This is a genomic window from Yersinia frederiksenii ATCC 33641, assembly GCF_000754805.1.
GTDB classification, from domain to species: Bacteria; Pseudomonadota; Gammaproteobacteria; order Enterobacterales; family Enterobacteriaceae; genus Yersinia; species Yersinia frederiksenii.
Map to the genome: position 1 here is coordinate 3,733,912 of NZ_KN150731.1, position 15,526 is coordinate 3,749,437.

Here is a 15,526-nt window from a genome sequence, read left to right on the forward strand (position 1 = left end):
AAATGACGTCAGACCCGCCGGACAAACAATTAAGAGGTCATGATGAGTACTGAAATTAAAACTCAGGTCGTGGTACTTGGGGCAGGCCCAGCAGGGTACTCTGCTGCTTTTCGTTGCGCGGATTTAGGTTTAGAAACCATTCTGGTTGAGCGTTATGCTACCCTCGGTGGTGTTTGCCTGAATGTGGGTTGTATCCCTTCTAAGGCATTGTTGCACGTTGCTAAAGTTATCGAAGAAGCCAAAGCACTGGCTGAACACGGTATCGTTTTTGGCGAGCCTAAGACTGACATTGATAAAGTTCGTGTCTGGAAAGAAAAAGTAATCAATCAGTTAACCGGTGGTTTGGCAGGTATGGCTAAAGGCCGTAAAGTCAAAGTGGTTAACGGTTTGGGTAAATTTACTGGCGCGAATACCTTGGTTGTTGAAGGTGAAAATGGCCCAACGACCATCACTTTCGATAATGCGATTATCGCAGCGGGTTCTCGTCCTATCCAACTGCCGTTTATTCCTCATGAAGACCCACGTGTTTGGGATTCAACTGACGCACTGGCACTGAAAACTGTTCCAGAACGCCTGCTGGTCATGGGTGGCGGTATCATCGGTCTGGAAATGGGGACGGTTTACCATGCCCTGGGTTCAAAAATCGATGTAGTGGAAATGGCTGATCAGGTTATTCCAGCAGCTGACAAAGACGTCGTGAAAGTCTTTACCAAACGCATTAGCAAGCAATTCAACCTGATGCTGGAAACCAAAGTGACAGCGGTAGAAGCCAAAGAAGACGGCATCTATGTCACAATGGAAGGCAAAAAAGCACCAGCAGAACCACAGCGCTATGATGCAGTATTGGTTGCTATTGGCCGCGTACCTAACGGTAAATTGTTGGATGCAGGTCAGGCTGGTGTTGAAGTTGACGAACGCGGCTTTATCCACGTTGATAAACAACTGCGCACTAACGTGCCGCACATCTTTGCCATCGGCGATATCGTCGGTCAGCCAATGCTGGCACACAAAGGTGTTCACGAAGGTCATGTTGCCGCTGAAGTTATTTCTGGCATGAAGCATTACTTCGATCCGAAAGTTATTCCATCCATTGCGTACACTGAACCAGAAGTCGCATGGGTTGGTTTGACCGAGAAAGAAGCAAAAGAAAAAGGCATTAGCTACGAAACCTCCACCTTCCCGTGGGCGGCATCGGGCCGTGCTATCGCTTCTGATTGTGCCGATGGTATGACTAAACTGATTTTCGACAAAGAGACTCACCGTATTATTGGTGGTGCTATTGTTGGCACTAACGGAGGCGAACTGTTAGGTGAAATCGGTCTGGCAATCGAGATGGGTTGTGATGCTGAAGATATCGCATTGACTATCCATGCTCACCCGACGCTGCACGAATCTGTTGGTTTGGCTGCCGAGATTTATGAAGGTAGCATTACCGACCTACCAAACCCAAAAGCGAAAAAGAAATAATTTCTTCTCGCTAATGTGTTTACTGAAATGGCTCCTGAAAAGGGGCCGTTTTTTTGTGCCGGAGTTGAGATGTCTCTCTGACTCTGAATAGGTACAAATTTACGACGCTGCTGGCGTATACAATGCGGACGAAGTGTTTTCTGGCGAGATAGCAAACATTCTGACTTTAACACTTTCGCCGTCGTCTGATTTTTTCACACTAACAACCAAGAAACGGCTTTTGGGTAAAAAAACCCTCTCCTCTTCAGTATCACCCAGTATCCGGGTTATATCGGTACTGTTAGTCCGCCCGTGTTGATATTTTATTGTATATATTACGTTGATTTGTTCATCAGTCAGTTCGTCAGTATTAAATTCGACAATGACTTCTTCGTCAGAAGTGGTGCTAAAAAAAGAATCTATTTCAATAACTGACTCGGCTACTACCTGAGAAAAAAATTCATCGCGATTTCTAACCTCACCCCGATATAGCTTACTCACGGTGCTTTCTCTTTCAGAAATAATTTCACCATTATCTCTAAGTGAAATGCTAATATCTGAATTCTGATTTAAGGCACTATATACCTCAGCTATTTCTATTTTTACCTCGTTGCTGATTTCCCCTGTGCGCATTGCCTTGTTTATTTCCAAATACCCATTCTCTTTATAGTTCCTGAGAGCATAGTACTCTCTAAAACTCACCTTTTCACAGGCGGATGAGGAATTGTAGTTTTCTATTTCCTCACTAATATCTAGTTGATTATTTTCCAGCGTTTTTTCATCATACAGACTTTTTATTTCGTCTATTATATCGTCAATATCGTCAGTATCTATGGATTCAGTTCTATTAATCAATCTAATATCGGCGTTGGTAGTTGATTCTGATTCTGCTGAATTTCCATTAGTATTAAAATTCTCTAGTTTAATTCGTTTAGCTGAGGGACCCGCATCTAATATTGGAGGGTCCGTATCCCCGAGTAGATAACCAATTTTTCCATTGACTCTTTGTAATCTCCCCGAGACTTTGGATTTAGGTTTAGGACTTGGGGGCAACAGTGGAGTGCGTTCAGAGTTTGGGTTTATACGAGGTGATGGTTTTGATACCGCAACTCTTGGTTTGGTAGCACTGATGCCAGGTCTGGTACCACTTGGGCTAGGTTTTCCAATACCGACTTTGAATCCTCTGGGCTGTGGTGTTGGCCCCATCGTCAATACACCCGTGCTGACTTCAAGAGCAATTTCTTCAGCTGATTTTGGCGGTGTATTTCCTTGATCCTTGGGGACCTTTTTACAAGGAACCCCCTGTTCCCATTTACAGTGTCGAGATTGATAAGTTGACCAACTCTCTTTATTAGACTGCCATATAGGTTGGGCTTCGCGTGAATTAGCCGTGTTGAGAAATAATAATGTGAGCAGCATTGTTAGTGACTTTGTTTTTGAGCTCATATTCACTCCGCGTGTGTTTAAATAACCCATTAGTTACATAAGAGACTGACTATTTGTAGCCGACATCTAATGGTAATTTAAATCAAGGCAGTAAACGTATTCTATTTTATATAATAGTTGCTGCTATTTCTGGATGATAAATAGCTATTGGTGCGGTTAATTAAGGGGGTTGTTAATTAAGGATAGATTCCTTCACGAATTTGGCTGGGGGTAAGATTAAATGTCCGACGCAGTGCCGTCGCAAAGTTGGCCGAGCTGGTATAGCCCGCAATGGTGGCGGCTTGATCAATACTAATACCTTCTTTTTGGAGTGCCAGCATGGCGCGTTTTAAGCGGCAATGGCGCAGGTATTCAAATACCGTGATGTTGTAGCTTTCCCGAAAACGCCGCTGCAAAGTACTTTGGCTCATATTGATCCTGCGGGCCAGCTCACTCATTGATAGATGGTCAGCCTCGCCACTTTCCAGCCAATCACGCACCTGTTGAATGCGATTTAATCCGCGCAGTGACATTTTTTTTTGCTGTTTTGTCTGCTGTTCCAGTGAGCTAAATGCTTCAATAATCAGGCCGATGCATTGTGTCTCGCAATGCAGTCGTTCCAAGGGGGTTGAGAAAGGGGGAGCGCTTGCTATTTTTTGAGCAATGGCTTGGGCATGGACTGATGGTTGCCATAAATGAATCGCCAGATGTTGTTGAGTAAAGTTGTATAACGCATCCCACGAGCCAGCTTGTGGTAGTAAATCGCCATACAGCCATTCACGGTCAAAGGTGAGTGTCAGGGTGCGTTCATGGCTGTTGTTCTTACCGTGACGAGTAAATAGGGTACTTTCAGTCAGTGATACCAGAGAGGCATTGCCTTTTTCTTGCAAATGCAGTTGCTGACCACCAAATGAGATATGCGCGCTGCCGCTGACGACAATCGCCAGTTTTAGCGCCGGATTGAGCTGATTCTGGGTTTTGATCTCAATGAGGTTAGTCACATTAGCAGTATGTAAAATCAGATGTGGATTCAGGCGCAATACCTGAAAATCACCAAATAGTACCGGGTCAGTCGACCATGATTTAGCGCCACTCATCTGGTAGTCACTAGCCACCAGATTCGATTGCTGCACAATTTGGTCGCGGTAAATGGGTTTGGCGGAGGGAGAAGCATTGCGTACCTTATCGTTTCCCTTTTCCAAACCCATACTGCGCAAATTATTTCTTTTCCCGGTAGACATGTTTTTATTCACCGCTGACATTGACGAACTCTCCACTGACATTGACGTTCTAACAAAGAGCTTTGCTGTTTACTCAAACCTTTTTTCTGATTGCAAATGTAACAATTAGCAAGATGAATTGATAATGAAAATAATTATCAATCTTGTTCGTTTTTGTTGCCCCATTAATAGATTGGTAGAGATTTTCCTCTGCTGACAGTTGCTGTGGGCTTTTGCATCGGGGAAAGTGTAATGAAACTAAAATGGCAGCGGCGCTCTCTGACGGCCTTGGCGAGCTTGATGGGTATCTGTATTGCGGCCCCGCTTTGGGCGCAGACACAAGATACTACTCCGGCAGGGTCTGATACAGCCGCGACAGAAAAAACACAAACTATACAGCAATCAGAATCCTCAGCAGCACAGGGCAAGGCGGCAACTGGCGATACCTTGGTTGTGACGGCGCAACAGCAAGTTCGTCAGGCTCTGGGGGCATCAACGATTACGGCGGAAGATATCCGCAAACGCCCTCCAGCGAATGATCTGTCCGAAATTATCCGTACCATGCCGGGGGTTAACCTGTCCGGTAACTCTGCCAGTGGTCAGCGCGGGAATAACCGTCAGATTGATATTCGCGGCATGGGGCCAGAAAATACACTGATTATGATCGACGGCATTCCAGTTTCGAGCCGCAATGCGGTGCGTTATGGTTGGCGTGGTGAGCGCGATACCCGTGGTGACACCAACTGGGTTCCTGCCAATATGGTAGAAAAAATCGAAGTGTTACGCGGCCCAGCGGCGGCTCGCTATGGTAATGGTGCTGCCGGTGGGGTGGTAAACATCATCACCAAACAGCCAGATAATGAGCTGCACGGTAGCTGGAATGCTTACATGAACCTGCCGCAGCACAGTGAAGAAGGGGCCACTCGCCGTACTGACTTCAGTCTTATGGGGCCATTAAGTGACACCTTCAGTTTCCGTTTATACGGTGGATACAATAAAACTGATGCTGATGATTGGGATATCAACTCTGGCCATGAGTCGGCCCGAACGGGTAATCAGGTCGGGACATTACCGGCAGGGCGTGAAGGGGTACGCAATAAAGATATCAATGGGTTACTGCGTTGGGATTTTGCAGTAGGTCAATCCTTGGAGTTTGAGGCAGGTTATAGCCGCCAGGGGAATATTTACGCGGGTGATACGCAAAACACCAACAGCAATGCCATTGTGCGCAGTTTATATGGTGCAGAAACCAACGTGATGTACCGCGATAACTTCTCACTCACACACCGTGGTTTTTGGGATAACGGCGTCAGCACTACCTCCTACGTTCGATATGAAGAGACGCGTAACTCGCGCATTAATGAGGGACTGGCGGGAGGGACGGAAGGTATCTTCTCAAATAGTCATTTCAGTACTATCAAGCTGGACAACTATTTGGCCCACTCCGAAGTTAACCTGCCATTTGATTGGGGTGTTAATCAGGTGCTGACTGTGGGTGCCGAATGGAATGATCAGAAAATGAATGACCCGACTTCCAATACTCAGACGACGGCGGAAGGTGGCAGTGTCAGTGGATTAACGGGCACAGGACGCAATACTCGCGCGTCAGCGCAGATAGCCTCGGTATTTGTTGAGAACAATATTGAGTTGACGGATACCACTATGCTCACCCCAGCGCTGCGTTTTGACCATCATAGTACTGCGGGCAGTAATTGGAGTCCGGGACTGAATTTGTCACAAGAATTGGGCGATTACTTCACCATGAAAATGGGTATCGCACGTTCTTATAAAGCGCCAAACCTCTACCAAACTAACCCTAACTATCTGTTATATAGCCGTGGTCAGGGTTGCTATGGCGGTGGCGGCAGCTGTTATCTGATGGGGAATGACTCTCTGTCGGCTGAAACCAGTGTCAACAAAGAGATTGGGTTTGAATTCCACAATGACGGCATTATTGCTGGTATCACTTACTTCCGTAATGATTATCGCAATAAGATTGAGCCGGGCTTGGTCTCGCTGGGTACAGCCAGTGGCGGGACCGGAGCTTATGCTAACTCCGATATCTTCCAGTGGGAGAATGTGCCGAAAGCATTGGTTGAAGGTCTGGAGGGGAACCTGACCGTGCCATTCACCGATACAGTGCAATGGAGCAGTAACCTGACTTACATGCTGGAATCAAAGAACAAAACTACCGGGGATTACTTATCCATCACCCCTGAGTTCACGTTGAACAGCTCACTTAGTTGGCAGGCGACGGATGATTTGTCCTTCCTGTCGACGGTGACATGGTATGGGCGTCAAAAACCAAAGAAATATGATTATCAGGGCCTGCCAGTTACCGGTACAGCACTCAATGAAGTCAGTCCATATGCGGTCTTTGGTCTGAGCACCAGCTACACCGTGACAAAAAATGTCAGTGTTACCACGGGTATCGAAAACCTGTTTGATAAACGCCAGTTCCGCGCGGGTAATGCTCAGAACGTGGCAAATATCGCCGGTGCTGGGGCTGCAACCTACAATGAGCCGGGTCGGACATTCTTTGTGAGTTTAAATACTCAATTCTAAAATTACCGCTCTACCAAGTGCAGAAACAGTCATTTTCGGCTGTTTCTGCTCTCTTTATCTCCACAATATTTTCCATTTGCTATTCACCACCGTAAAAATCCTATCAACAGCACGAGACAATCAGAGAGCGATGGTATCCATTCATTAGTTATGGTTATTATACCTGTCATCTTGCAATCAGCAGGTGTTTTTGCCTTTAGTGATGGGCTAACTGAGATCAGTTATCAATATGTAAGATGATTACACTGCGCTCAACGATTCAGCAAAAATTTAATGTTGCTTTTATGTGAACGAATTAACACTGAGTTTAAATACTGGTATGCTGGCTGAGCGAAACTGGGCATCTTACCTTACACCTACTGCATCAGTGATGATGGCTGGTGGTAACAATAAGCCTGGCAAAATAAATGATAATTAAAGCGAGGAGAGAGTCGTGCTAGAAGAATACCGTAAGCACGTAGCCGAGCGTGCTGCTGAGGGTATCGTCCCCAAGCCATTAGATGCGTCACAAATGGCAGCGCTGGTTGAGTCATTAAAAAATCCGCCTGCGGGCGAAGAAGAATTCTTGTTAGACCTGCTGATTAACCGTGTGCCACCTGGTGTTGATGAAGCAGCCTACGTTAAAGCCGGTTTTCTGGCTGCAATCGTTAAGGGCGAAGCCCACTCTCCCTTGATTACCGCAGAGAAAGCTATCGAACTGCTTGGTACCATGCAGGGCGGCTATAACATTCATCCGCTAATTGATGCATTAGATAATGAAAAGCTGGCACCGATTGCGGGCAAAGCGTTATCTCATACCTTGCTGATGTTTGATAACTTCTATGATGTAGAAGAAAAAGCCAAAGCCGGTAACCCGCACGCCAAGAAAGTGATGCAATCCTGGGCTGATGCCGAATGGTATCTTTCCCGCCCAGCCTTAGCTGAGAAAATCACCGTAACTGTGTTTAAAGTAACCGGTGAAACCAACACTGATGACTTGTCCCCGGCTCCTGATGCCTGGTCTCGTCCAGATATTCCATTGCATGCTTTGGCAATGCTCAAGAATGAGCGCGAAGGTATTCATCCGGACCAACCCGGTAGTGTTGGCCCAATCAAACAGATTGAAGAACTGAACAAAAAAGGCTTCCCGCTGGCTTATGTCGGTGATGTGGTCGGTACCGGTTCTTCCCGTAAATCCGCCACTAACTCTGTGCTGTGGTTTATGGGCGACGACATCCCTTACGTGCCGAACAAGCGCGGCGGCGGTGTGGTGCTGGGCAGCAAAATTGCGCCAATCTTCTTTAACACCATGGAAGACGCCGGTGCTCTGCCGATTGAAGTTGATGTTGCCAACATGAACATGGGCGATGTCATTGATATCTTCCCGTATCTGGGTGAAGTCCGTCGCCATGATACCGGTGAAATCTTAGCAACCTTCGAGCTTAAAACCGATGTATTGCTGGATGAAGTCCGTGCCGGTGGCCGTATTCCATTGATCGTGGGCCGTGGTTTGACCACGAAAGCGCGCGAATCTTTGGGCCTGCCTGTCAGTGAAGTATTCCGTGTGGCGAAGCCGGTTGCGAAAAGCAATAAAGGTTTCTCACTGGCACAGAAAATGGTGGGCCGCGCCTGTGGTGTTACCGGCGTGCGTCCGGGTGAATACTGTGAACCTAAAATGACCTCGGTCGGTTCGCAAGATACCACCGGGCCGATGACCCGTGACGAGCTGAAAGATTTGGCGTGTCTGGGCTTTTCCGCTGACTTGGTGATGCAGTCATTCTGTCATACTGCGGCTTATCCAAAGCCAGTTGACGTGACCACTCATCATACATTGCCAGACTTCATTATGAACCGTGGCGGTGTCTCTCTGCGCCCAGGCGACGGTATCATTCACTCATGGCTGAACCGTATGCTGTTGCCAGATACTGTTGGCACCGGCGGTGACTCCCATACTCGTTTCCCTATCGGGATTTCCTTCCCGGCGGGTTCAGGTTTGGTGGCGTTTGCGGCGGCAACAGGCGTAATGCCTCTGGACATGCCTGAATCGGTGTTGGTGCGCTTTAAAGGTGAAATGCAACCGGGTATTACCCTACGTGATTTGGTGCATGCTATCCCTTACTACGCGATTCAGGAAGGCCTGTTGACCGTTGAGAAGCAAGGCAAGAAGAACATATTCTCTGGCCGGATTCTGGAAATTGAAGGTCTGCCGGAGCTGAAAGTCGAGCAAGCGTTCGAACTGGCTGATGCTTCTGCCGAGCGCTCTGCTGCCGGTTGTACCATTAAATTGGATAAAGCGCCGATTATTGAATATCTTCAATCCAACATTGTCCTGTTGAAGTGGATGATTGCTGAAGGTTACGGCGACCGCCGGACACTGGAGCGTCGTGTTAATGGCATGGAAAGCTGGCTGGCGAATCCAAATCTGCTGGAAGGTGACGCCGATGCGGAATATGCCGCAGTGATCGAAATCGATCTGGCGCAGATAACCCAGCCGATTCTGTGCGCACCGAACGATCCAGATGATGCTCGTTTGTTGTCTGATGTTGCCAACAGCAAGATTGATGAAGTCTTTATCGGCTCATGCATGACCAACATTGGTCACTTCCGTGCCGCCGGTAAATTATTGGATCAACATAAAGGTCAGTTGCCAACCCGTCTGTGGGTTGCGCCACCAACCAAAATGGATGCCGCGCAGCTTACTGAAGAGGGCTATTACAGCGTCTTTGGCAAGAGTGGCGCACGTATCGAGATCCCTGGTTGTTCACTGTGCATGGGGAACCAGGCACGGGTTGCGGATGGCGCGACGGTTGTTTCTACTTCAACTCGTAACTTCCCGAACCGCTTAGGGACAGGGGCGAATGTTTATCTGGCTTCGGCTGAACTGGCGGCGATTGCATCACTGCTTGGGCGTCTGCCGACTCCTGATGAATATCAAACTTATATGGCTCAGGTTGATAAGACGGCGGCAGATACTTACCGCTATCTGAATTTTGATCAGTTGAGCCAATATACCGATAAAGCGGATGGCGTGATCTTCCAAACCGCCGTGTAAATCGCTATATTTCGCACCTGCTAAAAAGGAGGCCATTGGCCTCCTTTTTTTATGTTAAAAAAACGTTTTTAACCACATGTCTGATTGGAATTTTGCAGGTATTTACCGGCTTTGCGAGTTTGCGCCAAGTCAGGCTGCCAATAACGATTAAACTCATTAAAAGAGCATTAGGAGGGCGTGCTATGGATTATGAATTCTTGCGTGATTTAACAGGGCAAGTGCTCGTCAGATTCTCCATGGGGCATGAAGTGATCGGCCACTGGCTCAATGAAGAGATTAAAGGCGACTTGGCCAAACTAGACCAAATTGAAGCCGCCGCACATGAAGTTAAAGGCAGTGAACGCCAATGGCAACTGACCGGTCATGAATACACCTTGTGGCTGGACGGCGAAGAAGTGATGGTGCGAGCCAATCAACTGGACCTTGAAGGCGACGAGATGGAAGAAGGCATGAATTACTATGATGAAGAGAGCCTTTGCCTGTGTGGTCTGGAGGATTTCCTGTTAGTCCTAAAAGGCTATCGCAATTTTATTACATCCAATTAAGACAATTTATCCCCAAAGAACTTGGTGCCTTCCTGCGGCTTCAAGTTCGAAGGGGATTGCGGCTGGCAGACCAGCATAATAGTGAGCCGACCACCACCATCGCCACACCCGGCCAGAATGCGGGCGAGGGTAGGGTATTGAGCCATAAACTGGCAATCAGTATCGACAGCAATGGTGTGAAGTAAGAGAGGGCAGCGACCAGTGTGGCGTTGCCTTTTTTCATGGCGATATCCCAACACAGGTAGGCCAGTGCGGTGTTCGCCCCCATCAGCAGCAGCTCAAAAGTTGCGCGCGAGGTGAAATGCAACTTACCGGGTGTCAGCATGAAGAACATCACCCATAAGCACAGGGCGCAGGCGAGTAAAAAGAGCGGCAATGCGCCCGGTCCTTGGCTGTAGATCCGCACTAAATTGGAATAACCGGCCCAGGTAAAGGCGGCAATCAGTGCCAGACTGTAGGCCAGCGGGTTGCTACTAACATTAGCGCGCAGGACGTCAATATCCAGCCCATCGCCACCACTCACTACCCAGATAACGCCAAACAGCGCCAGAGCCGCCCCCGGCCACAGCCACCAACGCGCCTTAAGTTTGAGCAATGGTACCGCCAATAGCAGAGTCAGACTGGGCCACAGATAGTTAATCAAGCCAATCTCCAGTGTTTGTTGGCGGTCATTTGCCATGCCGATGGCTAAAGCAAAGGCCACCATATACACCACAAACAATAAACCACAGCCATACAGATAAGCGGGATGCTGCCCACGTAGCGTCGGTTTACCGGCGACCAACCACACCAATATCCCACTGACGGTATAAATTGCTGCACCCGCACCAAATGGCCCTAGCGTTTCAGATAATCCGCGCGTCAACGCGACACTCATGCTCCAAAGCAGGATTGCAATAATGCCATATAAGGTGGGAAGGCGGTTCATGAGTGGGAGATCGTCCTTGTGCAGCATTAGATTGAAAAATAGGATCTTCTTATACATCGTCTATCTGGATGATGGGAATAGCAACGTACAATTATTGATAAACCAGATCAGAGATTTGACACAATTTTATTAATTGCGGCTTCCTCTTAACAAGACGATATAAACATTATGGTTATCATGTTTTAGTCCATGATTGATGATTATTGTTTTAATAAACAACGGATTAAATAAGTAAATCAGCCAAACTACTCTAAGAATTCCACGTTGAATTGTGTAGCTTAGTCAGTGAGTTGTTCTCTCTGACAGATTCGCCGTTTTGTTATTCAACAGATTGCGAATTTGCTGCTAACCAACACAACACCAGGATGGTGATTTTATGGCTGGATTTGCTTATCGACTCAGGCGTATCGTCAGTTGGCCGTTGATATATATCATAGGTTTACAACCTTTACACCCGGCTATTGCTGCTGGTATTGAATCAGCACAGTCCCAAACTAAAGTCCAAATTCACAATCAGATTCCAGTGGTTAATATTGCTAGGCCAAATGCCTCCGGCGTCTCTCATAATCGCTACAGTGACTTTAATGTCCCCCCAGCACTGGCAAGAGCAGCAGGCGCAACTTAGCCGTGTGGCTGGGGCTTTAGCCGGAGCACTGGCGAGTGGTAAAGCTGAGGGTGCATATAGTGGCGCGGGTGCTGCCGAAGTTGTCGAGAGATTTAACCGCCAGTTGCATCTGGAAGAAATCAAGGCGATTAATGAACTGGCTCAAGGTAACAACATTAAGCAAGAACGCTTTATGGCCGCATCCTGCCGTCAGGTAAACTGTAGTGCGCAGGAGTCGCTCAATTCCAGTGAGCGTATTCGGGCTGAAGCGCTAATGGCGAAGTATCCTGAAACACCAGAAGAAGACAATATTCTGGCACGTTATTGGATACAAAAAGAAAAACAGCGTTTTGGCAATTACCCAGCTCTCACGGGTTTTGAACAAATCCAGTTATTTACTTATACTGATGCGGATAAACTTTCTGACAGCCAAGTTTTCGCGAAAAATCAGTGGGTTGAAGAAGTTCATAATTCTACCGGTTGGTCTAAAGAGACGATAGAAACCCTTGGGTTGTCAGTGTCTCTGGCAGCATCGTTACGAGGAAAAAGATTTGAGCAGAGAGCGTCGGTTTATCCAGCAGGAATTAGCTTTAGTATAAATCAGAAGCATCACTTAGCTAAGTTTGATGGGTTCTCTCAGAGAAAAGGTATTCACGGAACACACAATGCCAATGCTTTTAATCAGGCGGTATCTGTTAACGGAGTAAAGGTAATCAGCCGAGCATTTGGGCAAGTAAAAGGTATTACTCATGTCAAATATCAAATCCCAGCAAAAGATAGAACAGGAAATACCGTTGGATACAAAGCTGATATATTTGAAAAAACCCTCTATGATCCTAAGGTTTTTTCTGATGAGAAGATGTTAATGCTTGGGCAACAAGCAGCAGCAAATGGCTATCATTCAGCTAGAGATTCAGGTGTTAGAGAGTATAGAGCGGAATCTAGTGGTATAAAATTTCAAGTTTTTTTAGATCAACACTCTGGCACTGTGATTAACTTTTTTCCGGTAATTAAATGATGAACGAATATATTTTTAATAAAATAGATTGTGATAATGATAAATATTGGGTAATAAAAAGTTTTTTTAACTCACTTAATCTCTCTGAAAAATTACTTGATGGTGTAAGTAATATAATCAACAGAACTGGGTTTGTAATAAATGAGATGTATTGTCATTTCCCTGACTTGAATAACTATGATCCTGAATGGCACTTTGAGGGAATAATGTTTGGTGTTTGTGAGGATGAAATTGTTGTTCCTGAATCAGTTGGTTTCAGTTATGTCAGATTAGCCTGTGAAAAATATCTGCAACTTCATCCTGAGGATAGCGCTAAAGTTAGCACTCTACTTGCCCAACTGCCTTAACCTAAAATCCCGGCTAAAAACCGGGATTTCAAGTTGGATATCGCCCCTACCACATCACACTTCTGGCACATTACGGCCATAGTAGATTTCCTGCATTTCTTTATATAGCAGGCGGGTAATTCGCTCTCTTTCTTCCGGGCTTAGCTCTTCTGGCTTGGCATTAAACAGATAGTGCTTCAAATCGAAATCTTTCAGCATCATCTTGGTATGGAAGATATTTTCTTGATAAACATTCACATCCATCATGTGATAAAGCGACTTCATATCGTCAGACATAAAGTTCTGAATCGAGTTGATTTTGTGATCGATAAAATGTTTAACACCATTGATATCACGGGTAAAACCGCGCACACGGTAATCCATGGTGACGATATCAGATTCCAACTGATGGATAAGATAATTCAGTGCTTTCAGCGGTGAAATAACACCACAGGTAGAAACTTCAATATCTGCACGGAAAGTACATAACCCTTCCTCTGGGTGGCTTTCCGGGTAGGTATGGACGCAGATATGGCTCTTGTCCAGATGAGCAACCACCGCATTGGGCAATGGGCCTGGGTGCTCGGAGGTATCGACATCGCGCGGATCAACCGGCTCCTCGCTGACCAAAATGGTGACGCTAGCACCTTGAGGATCGTAATCCTGACGGGCGATATTCAAAATATTCGCACCAATGATCGAGCAGGTTTCGCTCAAGATCTCGGTCAGGCGATTGGCATTATACTGTTCGTCAATGTAGGCGATATAGCCATCGCGATCGTCTGCGGTTTTGGCATAACAAATATCGTAAATACAAAAACTCAGGCTTTTGGTCAGGTTGTTGAAGCCGTGTAGTTTAAGCTTGGACAATTTAGTTCACCTCCTTACGGATTATGCTCAACGAGTGGTCGTTAAGGCATCCAGCAGATACTGTGGCAAAGCAAAGCTGCCGACATGAATGGCTGGGTTATAGTAGCGGCAGGTCAGGCCGGCTTCTGCAAAACGTTGTTGCAGCGTGGTGATATCCAATTGACGCAACTGTGGGTTTTGTGTCGCCCAAGCGAAGGTCATGATACCACCGTAATATGTCGGAATTGCTGCCTGATAAAAACTGACATCTTTGAAATAGTGACTAAGCTTGTTATGGCTATCGACGGCTTCATCTTGTTGCAGGAAACATACTCCGTTTTGTGCCACAAAAATGCCGCCTTCGTTTAGGCTGCGGGCACATCCCTCGTAGAAAGCTGATGTGAACAAGCTTTCTCCTGGGCCAATAGGGTCGGTACAGTCAGAGATAATGACATCAAATTTTTCAGTGGTCTGGTTAACGAAATTGACGCCATCATCGATAACTAACTTGAAGCGGGGATCGTCATAGGCTCCGGCGCTATGATTTGGTAAATATTGGCGACAGAACTCGACGACACCAGCATCAATTTCTACCATGGTGATTTGGTCAATATTCTTATGGCGACTAACTTCACGCAGCATCGCGCCGTCACCGCCGCCGATGATAAGCACTTTCTTCGCCTGGCCATGGGCCAGCAAAGGGACGTGCGTCATCATTTCGTGATAGATAAATTCATCACGTTCAGTGGTTTGCACGACGCCGTCCAGAGCCATTACCCGACCCAGCACCGGGTTTTCAAAAATCACCAGATCCTGATGCTCGGTTTTTTCGCGGTACAGTATATTTTCTACTGAAAAATACTGGCCGAAGTTGGCATGTAATGTTTCATACCATAGTTCTTTCTGTGACATGTTCGGGGCTTCTCCTTCGCAGTAACAGCCATGAAAAATGGGGGCAACATAATAGCCAACTCTGCCAGAGGTTGCACGGCAGAATTTCAGGCTGAAAGGGTAAATGTGGGATCGTTAGTTAGCGTATGCCAATAAACTTAAAGAGTCACGGGCGAGAGACTTGCATTTAGTCGGAACGGGGATCGCGATACCACGCAAATCACGATAGCTCTCTTCACCCAAGGCTTTCATATTAAAGCTATTGTAATTACGCAGATCCCAGCGATTTTGCTGAGCAAAATAGACAATTGCCCGCTTGATTTCATTATTGGGTAACTCGTTATAACCGCAGTCATTTTTTAGATACACGAATACCGCAGTCAGATCCGCAAGATCTTCTGCTTCAGATTCACTTAATGCAGAACTGGCAGATGAGAATCCGCACAGAGTAAGCAGCAGCATAACTAACGTTGTTCTTTTCATAGCGGAAACAGGCTTGTTCATTGTAAACAGACGTTATCACACTGTGATGCGACAAAGTAAATTTTATTATCCTCCGTAATATAGATTGTTTCACCGAGTGATGGATTGTGCCTTGACCTTCCTGTTAGGGGAGGGTTTATGCTGATGCGTAATGCTGTTTCTGTGCCATATAGGCATCTACTGATAATCAAGAAT

At 46.5% G+C, this 15,526-nt stretch carries 11 protein-coding genes and 1 pseudogene; 6 read left to right on the forward strand and 6 right to left on the reverse strand.

Annotated features, from left to right (window positions below; genetic code table 11):
* Nucleotides 1-42: 42 nt before the first annotated feature.
* Complete coding sequence (lpdA, locus tag DJ58_RS05315) at nt 43-1,467, forward strand: dihydrolipoyl dehydrogenase (RefSeq protein WP_005156808.1); 1,425 nt, start codon at nt 43-45, stop codon at nt 1,465-1,467.
* Between the two features lie 99 nt (nt 1,468-1,566).
* Here lpdA and DJ58_RS05310 read toward each other — a convergent pair whose 3' ends face one another.
* Nucleotides 1,567-2,892, reverse strand: coding sequence for a hypothetical protein (locus DJ58_RS05310; protein ID WP_050413865.1), 1,326 nt, complete (start codon nt 2,890-2,892; stop codon nt 1,567-1,569).
* Between the two features lie 176 nt (nt 2,893-3,068).
* Nucleotides 3,069-4,079: an AraC family transcriptional regulator gene (locus DJ58_RS05305; RefSeq protein ID WP_032910060.1), complete on the reverse strand. Its 1,011-nt coding sequence runs from the start codon at nt 4,077-4,079 to the stop codon at nt 3,069-3,071.
* Nucleotides 4,080-4,343: 264 nt separating this feature from the next.
* Here DJ58_RS05305 and DJ58_RS05300 point away from each other — a divergent pair, with 264 nt between their 5' ends.
* The 3 genes from DJ58_RS05300 (at nt 4,344) to yacL (ending at nt 10,232) form a co-directional block, all read left to right on the forward strand.
* Nucleotides 4,344-6,656, forward strand: coding sequence for a TonB-dependent siderophore receptor (locus tag DJ58_RS05300; protein WP_004706224.1), 2,313 nt, complete (start codon nt 4,344-4,346; stop codon nt 6,654-6,656).
* Between the two features lie 433 nt (nt 6,657-7,089).
* A complete protein-coding gene (acnB, locus tag DJ58_RS05295; RefSeq protein WP_004706226.1) occupies nt 7,090-9,687 on the forward strand; it encodes a bifunctional aconitate hydratase 2/2-methylisocitrate dehydratase in 2,598 nt (865 codons plus the stop codon).
* Between the two features lie 182 nt (nt 9,688-9,869).
* On the forward strand, nt 9,870-10,232 hold the full coding sequence (gene yacL / locus DJ58_RS05290; RefSeq protein ID WP_004706227.1) for a protein YacL: 363 nt from the start codon (nt 9,870-9,872) through the stop codon (nt 10,230-10,232).
* A 40-nt stretch (nt 10,233-10,272) separates the two neighbouring features.
* Here the strand turns inward: yacL and yddG are convergent, their stop codons facing one another.
* Entirely contained in the window at nt 10,273-11,160 is an 888-nt protein-coding gene (yddG, locus tag DJ58_RS05285) for an aromatic amino acid DMT transporter YddG (RefSeq protein ID WP_004706228.1), read from the reverse strand.
* A gap of 581 nt (nt 11,161-11,741) precedes the next feature.
* Between yddG and DJ58_RS23210 the strand changes: the two are divergent.
* Nucleotides 11,742-12,782 (forward strand): annotated as a pseudogene (locus tag DJ58_RS23210) (CdiA family toxin C-terminal domain-containing protein); the annotation flags it as partial.
* Nucleotides 12,779-13,129 carry a ribonuclease toxin immunity protein CdiI gene (gene cdiI / locus DJ58_RS23515; protein ID WP_138070086.1) on the forward strand — a complete coding sequence of 117 codons (351 nt, stop codon included), beginning with the start codon at nt 12,779-12,781 and terminating at the stop codon, nt 13,127-13,129. The pseudogene DJ58_RS23210 and the gene cdiI, both read left to right, overlap by 4 nt.
* 54 nt (nt 13,130-13,183) lie before the next feature.
* Here the strand turns inward: cdiI and speD are convergent, their stop codons facing one another.
* The 3 genes from speD to DJ58_RS05260 all read right to left on the reverse strand — a co-directional run bounded on the left by speD (nt 13,184) and on the right by DJ58_RS05260 (nt 15,331).
* A complete protein-coding gene (speD, locus tag DJ58_RS05270; protein ID WP_004706230.1) occupies nt 13,184-13,978 on the reverse strand; it encodes an adenosylmethionine decarboxylase in 795 nt (264 codons plus the stop codon).
* 27 nt (nt 13,979-14,005) lie between these two features.
* Entirely contained in the window at nt 14,006-14,869 is an 864-nt protein-coding gene (gene speE / locus DJ58_RS05265; protein WP_004706231.1) for a polyamine aminopropyltransferase, read from the reverse strand.
* A 114-nt stretch (nt 14,870-14,983) separates the two neighbouring features.
* On the reverse strand, nt 14,984-15,331 hold the full coding sequence (locus DJ58_RS05260) for a YacC family pilotin-like protein (RefSeq protein ID WP_016266377.1): 348 nt from the start codon (nt 15,329-15,331) through the stop codon (nt 14,984-14,986).
* Between the last annotated feature and the right edge of the window lie 195 nt (nt 15,332-15,526).